At 29.6% G+C, this 16,762-nt stretch carries 15 protein-coding genes, 5 tRNA genes and 1 rRNA gene; 17 read left to right on the top strand and 4 right to left on the bottom strand.

Annotation, left to right across the window (positions count from 1 at the left end):
• Nucleotides 1–114: 114 nt before the first annotated feature.
• The 8 genes from rrf to C7N44_RS05990 all read left to right on the top strand — a co-directional run bounded on the left by rrf (nt 115) and on the right by C7N44_RS05990 (nt 4,025).
• Nucleotides 115–231 (top strand): 5S ribosomal RNA (rrf, locus tag C7N44_RS05955).
• 7 nt (nt 232–238) lie between these two features.
• A tRNA-Asn gene (locus C7N44_RS05960) sits at nt 239–311 on the top strand.
• Between the two features lie 54 nt (nt 312–365).
• A tRNA-Thr gene (locus C7N44_RS05965) sits at nt 366–438 on the top strand.
• A 65-nt stretch (nt 439–503) separates the two neighbouring features.
• Entirely contained in the window at nt 504–2,087 is a 1,584-nt protein-coding gene (locus tag C7N44_RS05970; protein WP_105957009.1) for a peptide MFS transporter, read from the top strand.
• Nucleotides 2,088–2,254: 167 nt separating this feature from the next.
• Nucleotides 2,255–2,337: transfer RNA gene (locus C7N44_RS05975), tRNA-Tyr, on the top strand.
• Between the two features lie 6 nt (nt 2,338–2,343).
• Nucleotides 2,344–2,415, top strand: a tRNA-Gln gene (locus C7N44_RS05980).
• An 83-nt stretch (nt 2,416–2,498) separates the two neighbouring features.
• Nucleotides 2,499–3,284: a pyrroline-5-carboxylate reductase gene (proC, locus tag C7N44_RS05985; RefSeq protein ID WP_105957010.1), complete on the top strand. Its 786-nt coding sequence runs from the start codon at nt 2,499–2,501 to the stop codon at nt 3,282–3,284.
• 21 nt (nt 3,285–3,305) lie between these two features.
• Nucleotides 3,306–4,025 (top strand): GntR family transcriptional regulator, encoded by a 720-nt coding sequence (locus tag C7N44_RS05990; protein WP_105957011.1) that lies wholly within the window; start codon nt 3,306–3,308, stop codon nt 4,023–4,025.
• A 1-nt stretch (nt 4,026) separates the two neighbouring features.
• Here C7N44_RS05990 and C7N44_RS05995 read toward each other — a convergent pair whose 3' ends face one another.
• Nucleotides 4,027–4,761: a WecB/TagA/CpsF family glycosyltransferase gene (locus C7N44_RS05995; protein WP_105957012.1), complete on the bottom strand. Its 735-nt coding sequence runs from the start codon at nt 4,759–4,761 to the stop codon at nt 4,027–4,029.
• A 99-nt stretch (nt 4,762–4,860) separates the two neighbouring features.
• Here C7N44_RS05995 and C7N44_RS06000 point away from each other — a divergent pair, with 99 nt between their 5' ends.
• From C7N44_RS06000 to C7N44_RS06030, 7 genes are all read left to right on the top strand, one after another.
• On the top strand, nt 4,861–6,312 hold the full coding sequence (locus tag C7N44_RS06000) for a nicotinate phosphoribosyltransferase (RefSeq protein ID WP_105957013.1): 1,452 nt from the start codon (nt 4,861–4,863) through the stop codon (nt 6,310–6,312).
• A gap of 15 nt (nt 6,313–6,327) precedes the next feature.
• Entirely contained in the window at nt 6,328–7,155 is an 828-nt protein-coding gene (gene nadE, locus C7N44_RS06005) for an ammonia-dependent NAD(+) synthetase (protein WP_105957014.1), read from the top strand.
• Nucleotides 7,156–7,172: 17 nt separating this feature from the next.
• Entirely contained in the window at nt 7,173–7,589 is a 417-nt protein-coding gene (locus C7N44_RS06010; RefSeq protein WP_105957015.1) for a hypothetical protein, read from the top strand.
• A gap of 105 nt (nt 7,590–7,694) precedes the next feature.
• The gene (locus C7N44_RS06015; protein ID WP_404799042.1) at nt 7,695–9,872 is read left to right on the top strand and encodes a Tex family protein; all 2,178 of its coding nucleotides are present in this window, start codon (nt 7,695–7,697) and stop codon (nt 9,870–9,872) included.
• 3 nt (nt 9,873–9,875) lie between these two features.
• A complete protein-coding gene (locus tag C7N44_RS06020; protein ID WP_105957017.1) occupies nt 9,876–10,313 on the top strand; it encodes a SprT family protein in 438 nt (145 codons plus the stop codon).
• A 5-nt stretch (nt 10,314–10,318) separates the two neighbouring features.
• Nucleotides 10,319–11,194, top strand: a complete 876-nt coding sequence (gene thrB, locus C7N44_RS06025) for a homoserine kinase (protein WP_225362960.1) — start codon at nt 10,319–10,321, stop codon at nt 11,192–11,194.
• A 75-nt stretch (nt 11,195–11,269) separates the two neighbouring features.
• Nucleotides 11,270–11,355: transfer RNA gene (locus C7N44_RS06030), tRNA-Leu, on the top strand.
• Between the two features lie 50 nt (nt 11,356–11,405).
• Here the strand turns inward: C7N44_RS06030 and C7N44_RS06035 are convergent.
• Nucleotides 11,406–12,488 (bottom strand): LCP family protein, encoded by a 1,083-nt coding sequence (locus C7N44_RS06035; protein WP_105957019.1) that lies wholly within the window; start codon nt 12,486–12,488, stop codon nt 11,406–11,408.
• A 228-nt stretch (nt 12,489–12,716) separates the two neighbouring features.
• Between C7N44_RS06035 and C7N44_RS06040 the strand changes: the two genes are divergently transcribed.
• Both C7N44_RS06040 and C7N44_RS06045 read left to right on the top strand, forming a co-directional pair.
• Nucleotides 12,717–13,667 (top strand): DMT family transporter, encoded by a 951-nt coding sequence (locus C7N44_RS06040; protein WP_105957020.1) that lies wholly within the window; start codon nt 12,717–12,719, stop codon nt 13,665–13,667.
• Between the two features lie 19 nt (nt 13,668–13,686).
• On the top strand, nt 13,687–14,358 hold the full coding sequence (locus C7N44_RS06045) for a 2,3-bisphosphoglycerate-dependent phosphoglycerate mutase (RefSeq protein WP_105957021.1): 672 nt from the start codon (nt 13,687–13,689) through the stop codon (nt 14,356–14,358).
• Between the two features lie 41 nt (nt 14,359–14,399).
• Here the strand turns inward: C7N44_RS06045 and C7N44_RS06050 are convergent, their stop codons facing one another.
• Together C7N44_RS06050 and rpiA are read right to left on the bottom strand one after the other, a co-directional pair.
• Nucleotides 14,400–15,737 carry a C1 family peptidase gene (locus tag C7N44_RS06050; protein WP_105957022.1) on the bottom strand — a complete coding sequence of 446 codons (1,338 nt, stop codon included), beginning with the start codon at nt 15,735–15,737 and terminating at the stop codon, nt 14,400–14,402.
• Nucleotides 15,738–15,862: 125 nt separating this feature from the next.
• Nucleotides 15,863–16,546 (bottom strand): ribose-5-phosphate isomerase RpiA, encoded by a 684-nt coding sequence (rpiA, locus tag C7N44_RS06055; RefSeq protein ID WP_105957023.1) that lies wholly within the window; start codon nt 16,544–16,546, stop codon nt 15,863–15,865.
• Nucleotides 16,547–16,762 lie beyond the last annotated feature (216 nt).

Raw genomic sequence — 16,762 nt, forward strand, 5'->3', positions numbered from 1 at the left:
ACTAGTACTAATTGGACTAGTACTAATTGGTCGAGGACTTAACCAAGTAAGGTGGTTCTCTAAAGGAATAATAATATCTAGTTTTGAAAGAACGAAGTTCTTTTAAAAGAATAGTGTGGTGGCGATAGCTAGAAGGATACACCTGTTCCCATGCCGAACACAGCAGTTAAGCTTCTAAACGCCGAGAGTAGTTAGAGGATCGCCTCTTGCAAGGGTAGGAAGTTGCCGCGCTTATTATTCCGAATTAGCTCAGTTGGTAGAGCACCTGACTGTTAATCAGGTTGTCGTCAGTTCGAGTCTGACATTCGGAGTTATATTAGAAAGTGCTAACTTTTGTTAGCACTTTTATAGTATCTAATTAGTTTGCCGGCTTAGCTCAGTTGGTAGAGCATCGGTATCGTAAACCGGCGGTCACAGGTTCAAGTCCTGCAGCCGGCATAAAAAGCCAAATTGTGTAAAAACTATTTGGCTTTTTTTATATTTTTAAAAGGAGTGATTATTACTTGAATAAAAGTAGTAATATTTCTAATAATCAACCACAAGGATTATTTTCTCTTATATCTACAGAAACTTTTGAAAGATTTACCTATTATGGTACAAGATCAACTTTATTGTTTTATATGTATTATTCCATAAGTAACGGAGGATTAAACTTAGCATCTTCTACAGCGGCTTCTATTTTTGCTATTTTTGGTTCGATGGTATATCTTGTTTCTGTATTTGGAGGATATATAAGCGATCGTTTTTTGGGTAATCAAAAAACAATATCATTAGGAGCTATCTTAATTATATTTGGACAAATACTTCTGTCTATTCCATTCTTTAATTTATTTTTATTGCTTTTTTCATTACTGTTTTTGACTTTTGGTACTGGACTATTGAAGCCTACGATATCTTCAATGATTGGTAATTTGTACGGTAAAAATGATAAAAGACAAGATTCTGGTTTTACATATCTAATGTCTGGAATTAATTTAGGAGCGTTATTTTCACCAATTGTTATCGGATTCATAGGGACACATATAAATTTTCATCTAGGCTTTCTTTTTGGGGCTTTTTCTATGATAATTGGTTTTCTAGTATATCGAAAAAGTAGCTTTAAATATATTAATGATGATAATATTTATCCATCCAATCCCATTGAGCCGTATGATATAAAAAATATATTTATTAAATTATCAATATTCTTATTTGGTATATTTTTAATTTCATTATTGATGTTTGAACTTGGCTCTTTTAATGTCAATAATTTAATTACTTTTATAAGTATTTTAGTAGTTATTATTCCATTTTTATACTTTGTGTTTATCTTTTTTAGTAGTAAAACCGATAAAAAAGAAAAACATAATTTATGGTTATATTTATTTTTATTTATATCTGCGACCATATTTTGGATTATTTCAGAACAAGGATCTACAGTTTTTGCCATAATTGCTAATATTAATACGAATAATAACTTTCATTTTAATTCTTATATATTTGAATTAATATTATTTGCATTTTTTTTATTCATTATTTTTATGTTTAGAAATGAATTGAAAATTAAAAATTTACTAATTATATTTTCCATCTTTATTTCTATTTCTCTTTGTATATTTACATTATTTAACAACATATACATACACATTCCTTCTACTTGGTTTCAAGCAATTAATCCTTTATTTATATTAATTTACACACCGTTATTTGCTATTCTTTGGAAAAAAATTCAATTTTCATCAATTATTAAGTTTTCTATGGGAACTTGTTTTGCAGGAATAGGATGCCTATTTATGTTAATTCCAATAATACTTTTTAATGGTGTTAGTAATCCTGTATGGATATTAATTACTATTGGAATTATAAGTATTGGAGAAATGTTTATATCACCAATAGGTTTATCGTTAACTAATGAATTAGCTCCTAAATATTTTAAATCACAAATGATGGGAATGTCATATTTATCGTATGCTAGTGCACAAGCAATTAATTCTCAAATAATTAAATATTACTATCTAAATCCTTCAATTTATTTTATGGTTTTAGGAATTTTGGGAATAATTATGAGTATATTGTTGCTGTCTATATATTTTTTTATAAAAAAATAAATTATTTTTTGAAAAGTATTGACTAATTAAGCTTAATTAGATATTATATTAATTGTTGGTTACGAAAGGCCAACTCAATAACTTAGTTAATTAATTTTAAAAAAGTTATTGACAACAATTAGTTATAGATGTTACAATTAATATTGTTGATTAATTTTATATCTTTCGGAGGGGTAGCGAAGTCTGGCTAAACGCGGCGGACTGTAAATCCGCTCCTTCGGGTTCGGTGGTTCGAATCCACTCCCCTCCATATTATTGGGCTATAGCCAAGCGGTAAGGCATCGGGTTTTGATCCCGTGATGCGCTGGTTCGAATCCAGCTAGCCCAATTATTTAATGACTAACCTTTGTTAAGGTTAGTCATTTTTTTGTGTTATAATTATAACATTATTAATTTCGGAGGTTATGTATTATGAAAATAGGATTTATTGGTGTTGGATCAATGGCAAGGGCAATGATTAAAGGATTTATAAATTCTAGAAATATTAATTCTAATGATATTTTGATTCATAGTAAACATTCGAATAATTACGTTAATTTTGCTAAAAAACATGAATTAACTGCTGTTAGTACTAATGAAGAATTAGTTAAAAATAGTGATTACATTATTTTGGCTGTAAATCCAAATCAAGTAGTTGATGTTTTAAAAGATACTAGGAAGTTATTATCAGTTGATAATAAAATATTAGTATCTATTGTATGGGATTATAGTTTGAATCGTCTTGAAGAACTAACCGATTATGATTTACCTATTTTTAGAACTGTTCCTAATGTAAATGTTGAGATTAATACTGGTAGTTTAGTATACACATATAATGAAAATTTTAGTGATGAAAGTTTAAATGACATTATATCTAAATTTAATTTACTAGGAGACATGATTAATTTACCTGAAAATAAATTAAACACAGCAGGAGCTCTTGTTGGTTGCACACCAGCATATGCTTATTTATTTGCTGATGCTTTTAGTAGGGTTGCTGTTAAGCATGGCTTAAGTAAAAATGAATCAAATAATATGATTGCGCAAGCTATTAAGGGTTCTATGAATATGATTATTAAAAGTAATGATAATCCTGCTGATTTAATGGACGAAGTATGTTCACCAGGAGGTAGTACTATTAAAGGATTACTTGCATTAAAAGAAAATGGCTTTGAAAATGCTATCGATAAATGTTTTGATGCAACTCAAGATAATTAGTTTTGTGGGAGGTTTAAATAAATGGTTTTACCAATTTATATCCAAATTCACAATGAAATTAGAAAGAATATTGAAAATGGTACCTGGAAATTAGGTATTAGAATTCCTTCGGAAAGAGAGTTATCTTCACAATTTAATGTTAGTAGGATGACTCTACGCCAGGCAATTCAAACCTTAGTTGATGAAGGCATTTTGGAGCAACGTGTGGGTTCTGGGACTTTTGTTGCTAATGAGAAAGTACAAGAAAAAATGTCTGGGGTTACTAGTTTTACAGATATTATGTTAGCTCAAGGGAAAACTCCTTCTAGTAAAACAATCTCTTACCATTCTTTAGAACCTTCTTTAAGTGAAATTGAGAAACTTAAAATAAATCAAAGTGATAAAGTTGTTCGAATGGAAAGAATTAGATATGGTGATGGTTTACCCATATGTTTTGAAATTGCAACTGTTCCAGAAAAAATAGTTCAAAATTTAAGTAAAAACGATGTAACTAATTCATTTTATGCTTCTTTAAAAAATAAACTTGGTTTGATTCCTAAAGTTTCTAAACAAACGGTTTCTTCCACTTTAGCTTCTGAAAAAATTGCTGATTATTTGGATATTAAAAAAGGCGATGCAATTTTATTACTACGTCAAACAACCTCTTTACAAAATGGCGAACCTTTTGAATATGTTAGGACGCAATATGTTGGAGAACGTTTTGAATTTTATTTAGATAGTAAAAAGAGTACTCTTGAATAATTTATTCATGAGTACTCTTTTTGTTTTGTTTTTTCACTAAATATATGAATTTTGGTAAAGATAACATTCTCTTGAATCTAGAAGGTTGTTTAATCAGTCTATATAACCATTCAATATTATGTTTTATCCAAAATTTTGGAGCTCTATCAGTATGTCCTGATAAAACATCAAAACTACCACCTAGTCCTATCCATAAGCTATTTAATTTGTTTTTATATTTAAATATAAAGTCTTCTTGTTTAGGAAATCCTAACGCTACAAATATCATATCTGGTTTTTGTTTAATAATGTCTTTGGCTACTTTTTCATCATCTTTAAAATATCCGTCTTGTAGTCCTTTTATTTTTAAATTTGGATATTTATCTATTAGTATATTTTTTAAGTCTTTAATGACTTCTGGTTTAGCTCCTAAAAAGTATGCTGATTTATTATTCTTATTGCCCCAAGATAGTAACTCCAAAAGAACATCATAACCAGTTATTCTTTCTGGCATATTTGCTCCTAAAATTTTAGCACCTTTTAATATTCCAACACCATCGGGAACTAAATAATCAGCTTGTTTTATCTTGTTACTATATTTAGGATGATCCAAAGCATAAGTTATTATTTCAGGATTGGCGGTTACTACAAATGTATTTTCTTTTTTATTAATTCTATATTTTATATTATTTAGGAAATCATTAAAATTAGTGTTTAAGAAATGAAAGCCTAGAATATTAATTTTGTTATTTTTCATTTTTTTCCTTTCAAAGTTAATTATATATGAATATTTCTTTAATTAATGATAAAATAAAAGACAATAAAAAGCGATAATATTAGGAGGATTTAGTGAAATATGGCAGTTAATTTTGATAATTTAACATTACACACTGATGCATATGAACTTAGCATGATGCAAACATATTTTCAACAAGGTTTACAAAATCGTCATAGTGTATTTGAAGTTTATTTTAGAAAAATGCCATTTGAAAATGGATTTGCAATTTTTGCAGGTCTAGAGCACGTTATTGATTATGTTAATAATATTAAATTTACAGACGATGACATTGAATTTTTAAGAAAAGATGGTAGTTACAGTGAAGACTTTTTATCATATTTGAAAAACTTTCATTTTACAGGAACTATTCGTTCAGCGGTTGAAGGAGACTTGGTTTTTAACAATGAGCCTATTATGCAAGTTGAAGGAAATGTTTGTGAATGCCAATTAGTTGAAACTGCAATTTTAAATATAGTGAATTATCAAACATTAATTGCTACTAAAGCAGCCAGAATTAGATTAGCTTGTGGTAATGATACACTTATGGAATTTGGTAGTCGTCGTGCCCAAGAAACATCTGCAGCACTTTGGGGAGCTCGTGCAACTTATATTGGTGGCTTTGATGCTACTTCAAATGTACTTGCCGGTAAAGAATTCAATATTCCAGTTAGTGGTACTCATGCTCACTCATTAGTAGAGTTTTTCCAAGATGATTATTTAGCATTTAAGGCATATGCTGAAAGTCATTATAACTGTGTCTTCTTGGTAGATACTTTTGATACAATTAAAAGTGGAGTGCCTAATGCTATTAAAGTGGCTAAAGAAATGGGTAACAAAATAAATTTTGCTGGAGTTAGAATTGATTCCGGTGATATGGCTTATTTATCAAAAAGAGTTCGTGAAATGCTAGATGAAGCTGGTTTCCCTAATGCTAAAATTGTTGCATCAAATGATTTAGATGAGAAAACTATTACTAGTTTGAAAATGCAAGATGCTAAAATTGATGTATGGGGAATCGGAACTAAATTAATAACTGCCTTTGATCAACCAGCATTAGGCGCTGTTTATAAAATGGTATCTGTGGAAAATGATAAAGGTAAAATGATTGATACCATTAAATTGTCTAATAATGCTGAGAAGGTTTCTACTCCTGGTAAAAAACAGGTTTGGCGAATTAATGAAAAGAAAGACGGTAAATCTGAAGGAGATTACATTACCTTTAGTGATGAAGACCCTAGAGAACAAGATAGTCTTTATATGTTCCATCCTCAATTTACTTATATTAATAAAACATTAAATGATTTTGATGCAAAACCATTATTAAAAACTATTTTTAAGGACGGAAAATTAATTTATAATCAACCTACTTTATCAGAAATAAAAGATTTTTCTGTTAAAGCATTGTCATCATTATGGCCTGAATATAAGCGTGAATTGAATCCACAAGAATATCCAGTTGATTTATCATTAAAATGTTGGAATAATAAAAGAAATATTATTCAAAATGTCCATGAAAAAATTAAGAAATAGAAAAGGTGAATTTTAATGCGTTCAATGCAAAAACAAATTATTGACGACTTAAAAGTAAAGCCATCAATTGATCCAAATCAAGAAATTAGAAACAGAATTAATTTTCTAAAAAGTTACATGAAAAAATTTTCATTTTTAAAGTCATTAGTTTTGGGAATTTCTGGTGGTCAAGACTCAACATTAACTGGTAAAATTGCTCAAATGGCTATTAGTGAATTGAGAAAAGAAACAGGCAACAGTGACTACAAGTTTATTGCTGTTAGATTGCCTTATGGTAAACAAGCTGATGAATCGGATGCTATGGATGCAATCAAATTTATGAATGCTGATAGTGTAGTTCGAGTTGATATTAAAGCAATGGCTGATGCTGCCGTTACAGCTGTTGAAGAAGATGGCCCTAAAATCTCAGATTTTAACAAGGGAAATATTAAAGCTCGTGAAAGAATGATTGCTCAATATGCAATTGCAGGTCAAGAATCTGGTGCTGTACTTGGAACAGATCATGCGGCTGAAGCAATTTCAGGATTTTATACTAAATTTGGGGATGGAGCTGCTGATATTACACCAATTTTTGGTTTAAATAAACGCCAGGGTAAAGAACTTTTAAAAGTATTAAATGCTCCTGAACATTTATATGAAAAAGTTCCAACTGCTGATTTGGAAGACAATCGTCCAGCATTACCTGATGAAGTTGCTTTAGGTGTTCGTTATGATGATATTGATGATTATTTAGAAGGTAAGACTGTTTCTGATAAAGTTGCTTCAATCATTGAAAATCGTTATAAGAATACTGCTCATAAGCGTCACTTACCTATCAGTATTTATGATGATTTTTGGAAATAGAGAGGATATATTTAATAATGAGAAAAAATAAAATGCCAATGTATGCTTCACTACTATCAGATTTAATTTCTGGTACTAATGAAACTGGAGAAAAAATGAGTAAAGATTATGAACCACTAGAAGCAGCAATTAATAAGAATGATTTAAGTAATATTGATTTAATAGCTACTAAGAATACTTTTCAAAATGGTACTGATACTTATAAGACTTATTTAGATCAATTGAATGATGCTGATGTACCTGCTAAAGCATTAGGAATGCATTCTAATCTTAAGTCTGCCTATGCTAATTATGTAGAGGGATGCCAAAACATGGTAGATAGTATCAAAGATGATTCAATCGATAATGAGGCTTTTAAAGCTGCTGGAGACTTACAACAATCAAGTATTGAAAAGGTCTTTAAGTATGCACAAAAAATAATGATGACTGCTTAATTTATAAATTCAAAGTAGTTGGTGATTTTTATTGCCGACTACTTTTTTTTACAAAAAAGTAAATGATATAATACTTATAGTGATTTTTACTAAAGGGGATTATTAATTTTGAATGCAGAAATTATAAAAACAGTTGCTAAAAATTTGAATAATTTTAACATGAAACAAATTAACGCAGTTTTGTCTATGTTAAGTTCTGGTAATACAGTTCCCTTTATTGCTAGATATCGTAAAGAACGAACTGGAAATTTAGATGAGGTACAAATTCGTTCAATTGAAGATGAACATAAAAGAATTACTAATTTGTTTAATCGTAAAGATGAAGTAATTAAAATAATTCATGAACAAAATAAATTAAATGATCAGCTATATAATGAAATAATTAATGCAGCAACTTTGCATCAGGTGGAAGATTTATATCTACCTTATAAAAAGAAACGTATGACCAAAGCTGATATTGCTAGAAATCAGGGCTTAGAACCCTTAGCTAAAAAAGTATTATCATATGATGATACTTTTGATCAACAAGCTAAGTCTTTTATTAATAGTGATAAAAAGTTAGTTAGCGTAGAAGATGTTCTATCAGGTGTACATGAAATATTAGCTGAACATTTTGGTAATGTTGCTAATTTTCGCGATTGGATTCGCAAGTATACCAATAGTACTGGTCTTTTAATTAGCAAAATAAAAAATAATGCTAAAGATAAAGATGCTGATCAAATATATAAAAATTATTATGAATTTGAAATCCCTATTAAAAAAGCTAAAAGTTATCAAATATTAGCAATTAATCGTGGTGAAAAACAAAAAATACTGACGGTTAAAATAGACGTTAACAAAGATAAAATTTTTAAATACCTATCTGGTCAAATTAATGGCAATATGCACGGCAAAGCAGCTAATTTTATCGAAAATAGTTATCAAGATGCCTATGATCGATTTATCAAAACGGCAATTGATCGAGAAATTAGGAATAAATTAACTGAAGTAGCTGATGAACATGCTATTAAAATTTTTGGTAAAAATTTATATAACTTATTAATGCAATCACCATTAAAGGGAAAGATAGTCATGGGTTTTGATCCAGCTTATAGAACCGGATGTAAATTAGCAGTTATTGATGGAAATGGTAAATTTTTGGATAAGTTGGTAATTTATCCACATGCACCAGCTAATAAAAATGAACGTGAACATGCTTTAAAACAGTTTATTGATTTTATTAAAAAGAATCATGTCGAAATGATTGCAATTGGTAATGGTACCGCTAGTCGTGAATCTGAACATTTTGTAATAAAAGCAATTAAGAAAATAAATTGGCCAGTTTATTACGTAATTGTAAATGAAGCTGGAGCTTCCGTATATTCTGCTAGTCAAAATGCTCGTGATGAATTTCCTAATTTTCATGTTGAAGAGCGCTCAGCAGTAAGTATTGGAAGAAGACTTCAAGATCCGTTAGCTGAATTAATTAAGATTGATCCTAAATCAGTAGGAATTGGTCAATATCAACATGATCTTCCAGAAAAACAACTGGATCGGGAGCTTGATCGAACTGTTGAAACTGCTGTAAATAAAGTAGGAATTAATGTCAATACTGCCAGCGTTGAACTTTTGACGCATATTTCTGGAATGAACAAAAATGTTGCAAATAAATTAGTGTCTTATCGTAATGAAAATGGTGAATTTAAGACAAGAAAATCTTTATCAAAAGTACCTAGATTAGGTAAAAAAACATATGAACAAGCGATTGGATTTTTAAGGATTATTGATGGTGAAAATCCTTTAGATAATACTGATATTCATCCAGAAAGTTATTTGATTGCTAAAAAAATAATTAATATGACGCATATGAATTTAAATATGATAGGGACAAATGAAATGATTAAAAAATTAAATTCCTTAGATATTTCTAAATTTATTAATGATAATCATTTGGGATATGAAACTGTTCATGATATTTATCAAGGTTTAATTAAACCCGGAAGAGATTTTCGGGATAGCATGCCTAAACCAATTTTAAAACAAGATATTTTAAAAATTGATGATTTATCTAATGGTTTAAAGTTAAAAGGAACCGTTCGAAATGTTGTTGATTTTGGTGCCTTTGTTGATATTGGTGTAAAACAAGATGGTTTGGTTCATATTTCTAATATGAGTGATAATTTTGTTTCAAATCCTAATGCAATTGTTTCAGTTGGTGATATTGTAACAGTTTGGATCAAGGAGATTGATGTTAATCTTAATCGAATTCAGTTAACGATGATTAATCCGACAAAAAATGGATAATTTATGACAAATAAAGAATTACAATTATTGGTAGAAAAAATTTCTTTAACTTATTTTGCTAAAAAATTTAATCATAAAGCTTATTTTAATAAAAGATTAAAAACTACTGGTGGTAGATATCATATTCAATCTCATAATATTGATATCAATCCTAAAATGTTAAATGAGCATTCATATAAAACTTTAGCAGGAATAGTTAAACATGAACTTTGCCACTATCATTTGCATTTAGCGGGTTATTCTGGTAAACATAACACAGTTGCATTTAAACAAATGTTAAATGCGGTAGGTGGATCTAAATATGCACCTTCGCCTAAGAATAAACACATGCTTAAATATATATGTAGTGATTGTGGCCAGCTATATTTAAGAAAAAGAAGAATTAACACTAATCGCTATGTATGCAGTAAATGCCATGGCAAATTAATTAAACGGGGATGATTTATTTGGATAAAAAATTAATCGTTAGAGTTCCGGCAACTTCATCTAATTTAGGTGCTGGTTTTAATTCTTTGGGAATTGCTTTTCATTTATACTATACAGTTATTGTTGAAGAAGAAATGGATGATTGGCAAGTTAATCATGCATTAGGTAAAGATATTCCACATGATGAAAATAATTTAATTGTTAAGACAATTTTGTCAATTGACCCTGATATTCATCCACATCAGTTGACAGTCATGTCAGATGTTCCAATGGAAAGAGGAATGGGTTCTAGTACAACTGCTTTGGTAGCTGGAATTAAAATTGCTAATGTTTTAGGTCACCTAAATTTATCATTAGATGAACAAATTAACATAGGGGCAAAATTAGAAGGACACCCTGAAAATGTTACTTCTGCAATCCTAGGTGATTTAACCATTTCTACTTTTGATGGTAAAAGATGTACTACTGTAAAAGCATCAATGCCTAAGAATATTTCTGTTTTAATGTTTATTAATAAACATTCAGTAGTATCTAAACAAGATTTGCCCAAAACAATTAAATTTAATGATGCTATCCAATCAAGTAGTTTTGCTAATGTTTTTGTTGCTTCAATCATGAGTGGCGAATGGAGTAAAGCAGCTGAAATGATTGAAAAAGATAAGTTTCACGAACATTATCGTGAAAAAGATGTTCCTGAGTTAGGTACCATTAGAAAATATGCACATGATATTGGAGTTCGTGGTACCTATATTAGTGGAGATGGTCCTACTATTGCTACATTTGGAACTGAAAATGAATTATATCAATTAAGGGACATTCTAAACAGTCACCATTTAGATGGTGATTTAAGAGTTCTAAAAATTGATTATGATGGTGCTACAGTTAGAGGAGAATAGGGAGTTATTAATTAACTACAAATAAATTTGTCAAACTAATAAAAATTGATTATAATGTTATTTATAGTTAATTAAGCGGCCATGGCGGAATTGGCAGACGCGCAAGATTAAGGATCTTGTCGGGAATAATCTCGGTGGAAGTTCGAATCTTCTTGGCCGCATAAATAAAAAAGGTAACCTCGAAAAATTTCGAGGTTACCTTTTTTATTTATTAATATGATGTAGCTGTCATGCTGTTATTGTTTGAACTGGTTGAATCTGCACTGTTATCACTAGTTGTATCTTGGGTATTATTTAGAACACTAGCAGTACTTAATCCTAATGTTTTTCTAATATCATTTGATACATTTAATAATTCTTGTTGTGTTGGAACTTCATAGTCAACTCCATTAACCATTGCAGATTCACCTTGGAGTGTTTGTGATTTAATATGATGAGTGGCATCACCATATCTTTCACGTAGTGCAACCATGTCATCAAATTTCATATCTGTTTTTAGTTTACCAGAGATTGAATTTAATATTTCTTTATATCTAGGGAATGAAGAAATGTTCATTCCTTTAATTACTAATTTTTGTAGAACTTGTCTTTGTCTAGTTTGTCTACCATAATCACCAGCTGGATCTTGGTGACGCATTCTTGAGTAATCAAGTGCTTGAGCACCATTAAGAGTTACAGTTTGTCCTTTAACAACGTTAGCGTTACCATATTTAAAAGTGAGAGGAGGGGTAACTGTAACACCACCAACAGCGTTAACCATTTGTTCTAATCCACCCATGTTAATAATTGCAAAGAAATCAATTGGAACGTTTAATAAGTTTTGTACGGTTTGAACTGCACTTGATGCACCACCAATTGAATAAGCAGCATTAATTTTTTCATAAGGTTGTGAATCACCTGGAACTGTTACTTTAGTATCACGAGGAATACTGGTTAAATGAATTGTTTCTGATTTCGGATTAATGGTTGCTAAGATCATGGTATCAGTTCTTCCAGTATCGTTACGCCCTAATGCACCAGTATCAGTTCCTAAAAGTAAAATTGATACTGGTTTATTTTGTGCAATAACATTAGAAACGTTTCTTGCTTTATGTGTAACACCTGGTTCATATGCTTTATTTGCTGCTGACTTCATATTTGTATAAACATTATAAACGCCAATTAATCCTAATATTAATAGGATTAAAAAGATAAAGAATGCTATCCAAGCACCGCTATGCTTTTTTTTCTTAAAATGAGGCTGATTGTTTTGTGTTCTAGAGTATGCCTTATTTTTATCGTTATTGTTTTGCATGTTTTAGTCATTACTCCTTTTATTTAAATGTAATCAAAATACTAATAGTTTATATTATAAACGCATTTTATCAAAAAAAAATAAATTTCTCGATATTTTTTAGATGTAAGTAGGTTATGATATAATTTTATCGTTTGATTGATAAACGATTTTGATAATAAATTCACTTAAGTACGTAGTTTATCAATTTTTATATAATTTGTAAATTTATAAGGAGCGATATTTGTTTTGAAAAAAACTTTTCTGTATGTTTTGATATCTACATTTATGTTTAGTTCAATGGAAATTGCACTAAAAAGTGTAGGTGGTGCTTTTAGTCCTATTCAATTAAATTTAATTCGTTTTTTTGTTGGAGGATTAGTTTTATTACCAATTGTTTTAAAAAATAAAAATAATGCTATTAACAGCAAATGGAAGAGCTTAGGAATATTTGCTTTGACTGGTTTTTTATGTGTTGTGTTTAGCATGACATTGTATCAGTTAGCAATTGTTTATGATCAAGCAGCAACAGTAGCAGTTTTATTTAGCTGTAATCCAGTTTTTGCAATCTTATTTGCTTTTATTATTTTAAGAGAGAAAATTAATCGATTAGGATTAATATCACTTGTAATATCTATTATCGGTTTATTAATTATTGTTAATCCAGCTAATTTAACAAATCCTTTAGGATTAACTTTAGCATTAGGATCAGCTTTAACTTTTGGCCTATACAGTATTGTATCTCGCTGGGGATCATTTGTGAGTGGCTATAAGGGATTAGCACTAACCTGTTATACCTTTCTAGCTGGCTCTATAGAATTATTTGTTTTAATTTTAATCACTCATATTCCATTCGTTGCTACTTTTATGAACTCAGTTTCATGGTTAAAGTCATTTGCTAATACACCTGTATTGCAAAATGTTAATTTTCATTACTTTTGGATTTTACTATTTATTTGCGTATGTGTTACTGGTGGTGGATTTGCTTTTTACTTTTTAGCAATGGACCGAGCAGGTGTTTCTATTGCCTCGTTAGTATTCTTTATTAAACCTGGTTTAGCCCCTATACTTGCAATGCTTTTAATTGGTGAAAAAATTAGTTTAAATACTTGGATAGGAATCATTGTAATTTTAATTGGTTCTGTAATAACATTTATTGGGAGTCAACTTGAACAAAAAGAATCTGACTTAAAAGAATAAATAATAAAGAGATGATGATATGTCATATTTAGTAATTATGCGACATGGTGAAAGTGAGGCCAATCGAGATAATATATTTACTGGTTGGAATGATGTTCCTTTAACTGAAAAGGGGATTGAACAAGCTCATTATGCTGGTAAACTAATTGATAAGTTAAATATTAACTTCGATGATGTTCACATGTCATTTTTAATGCGTGCAATTGATACTGCACATATCGTTTTAAAAGAGATTCATCAAGAATATATTAAAGAACATAAAACATGGCGCCTTAATGAACGCCATTATGGTGGTTTAAGAGGTAAGAAAAAAAGTTATATTAAAGAAAAATATGGAGAAAAGCAATTTAAATTATGGCGTCGTAGTTTTTCGGCAATTCCTCCATTATTGAAAAAATCAGATAAAGAATTACGCTATGAAAAAATTGGCGTGAAAGAACCGCGTGGAGAAAGTTTGAAAATGGCTTATGAAAGAATATTAAGTTATTGGATTGACAACATTGCATCTGAACTACTTGATGGACATAATCAATTGATTGTTGCTCATGGTTCTACTTTGAGGGCACTAATTAAATATTTAGATAAAATATCAGATAAAGATATTGATAAAGTTGAAGTTCCTAATGCTAAGCCTATTATTTACAAATTTGATAATCGATTAAATATAATTAGTAAAAATATGATGAAATAAAAAAGCAATGATTTAATCATTGCTTTTTTATTTCATTATTATTATTTTTCATAGAAGGCAAGAGTACCCATTGGATCCCATGGATCTAGTACAACTGGCTCTTTTGCTTGAGAATCTTTTAATTCATCTGATAAGTATTTTTTGTTAATAACAACTTGGTATGCAAATCTTCTGAACCATGATTCGCTCATTACAAAGTATCCTTTTGTACCTACCTTGTTACCCCATGAATTTTCAACTTTCCATTTTGTAGGTTGGCCATCAACAATATCAACACCAGTTAATACCATTGCATGATCCATAACACTTTCTTTGTAATCTAATTGTTCTGCTTTTGAAAGTGATAGGTCAGTATCGAATAATTCATCTTTTGAGTACAATCCATCATCCATAATTCCCATTTTTCTATCTGAGTTTTGAACAACATCACTACCAAACCAAACGCTTTCGCCATTTTGAATTTGTTTAATAGCTAATTTTTCAAAAGTATCGATATCAATATTTAAATGCTTAACTTGTCGACCACCAACTACATTACCTAACATATCAATAGTATATGTTTTGTTGTATGGTTTATCGTCAGTAGGGGAATTAATAAATGACACATAGTCTTCTAAATTCAAGTTTACATATTTATCAAAGAATTTATTTGGTGTTAGATTTTTATCAATATGATAGTTCTTATCATGATCGCGATATTCAAAATTGAATTCTTTAGTAGGTTCACCTAGTGTATAAACTAAAATACGGTAAATGTCATTTAACATTTCATCTTTAGCACTTTCGGCATCTGAACCATCTTGAACTAATTTACGTAATTGAATAGCATCTTTTCTTAATTTAAGGTTTAAAACAGAATTTAAGTCAGTAGTGTCATTACTGTTAAAGGTTTCAGGCATTGCTGATTGAGGAACAACTCCATACTTTTCAATAACAGCACATAACATATCCCATTGACCACCATCTTGTTGAGGAGTTTCAAGCAACCATGCAACTCTTCTTGAAGTTAATGGTTGATCTGCGGTTTTAATGATATTTTCTAAGAACCAATTTGATTTTTCAAATTTATCCCAGAAAGTAGTGTAAATTTGTGATAATTCAAAATCACCATTTAAATTAAAGTTTTTAGCTAAATTATGTCTCATTGTGTTTAATGCAGCAAAAATCCAGCAACGACCACTATGTTTTTGGTTTGAAACTTCACCAGTATCTAATTCTAATGAAAAGACAGGGTCCATTTTACTTACAGAACTATAATTAGAAGATGTTTTAGCAACACCGTCATGACTTATAGCACGTTGTAAGATTTTTGCCTCTTTACGGTTATCCAAATCTTGTTGGTACTTTTTAACATTGTCTAAACTAATACTTTTTCCCATTATAATTCCTCCTTATATATTCTAATATTATAGACCTTTTTTCTAATTTTATAAATAATAATTCCAATAAAAAGACTCGATTATATTTTGATAATCGAGTCTTTTTATTAAGATTAGATTAAAACTTATCTTGCATGATAAGTTTTCGAACCATTTTTGTCACCAACAATAACTGTATTTACCATATCTAAGAACAAGCCATGTTCTACGATCCCCGTTAAATTATTTAATATTTGTTCTAATTCATGTGGATGTTCTATTGAATGCATTTTTAAATCAATAATGTAATTGTCAGCATGTGTAAGAACATGTCCACCTTTAGCATTAGTCCTAAATTGTGGTTGGTATCCCATATCATTTAATCTCTTAAATAAATGAGTACTTCCATAGGGTGTAACTTCAAGTGGTAAAGGAAATGATCCCAAGTTTTTGGCCATTTTAGTTTTATCAACAATCCAAATATTCTTCTTAGAATTGATGGCAACAATTTTTTCTCTTAAGTGCGCAACACCGCCACCTTTAATTCCTTGAAAGTTTTCATCAATTTGATCAGCTCCGTCAACTGTCAAATCAATATGATCAACATCATCGATGCTTTTTACATCAATACCTAAGTCACGAGCTCTTTTGGCGGATCTATTAGAAGTAGGGACACCAATTATGCGAAGTCCTTCTTTAGCAACTCTTTTTCCTAATGCATCTAAAAGATATTTAACTGTAGAACCAGTTCCTAGTCCAACTGTCATACCATCTTTAATATACTTAACAGCTTCTTGACCGGCTACTTGTTTCATTAATTCTTTATCCATAATCTTTGCCCCTCTAAAATATTGGTAAATGAATGTGGGATAAGATAATACATTATCCAATTTAATTTTCGATTTAAGACTAATTTAACCTAATATGGTTAAACTATTAGTTACTATAATTTTCTATTTTAATGGCATGTTTGTCAAATAAAATATTATGTTTATTATACTTAATATTTGCTATAAAATAGGTACTATAATTATAATATAAATAAT

The organism is Apilactobacillus quenuiae (assembly GCF_002994005.1).
Lineage (GTDB): Bacteria > Bacillota > Bacilli > Lactobacillales > Lactobacillaceae > Apilactobacillus > Apilactobacillus quenuiae.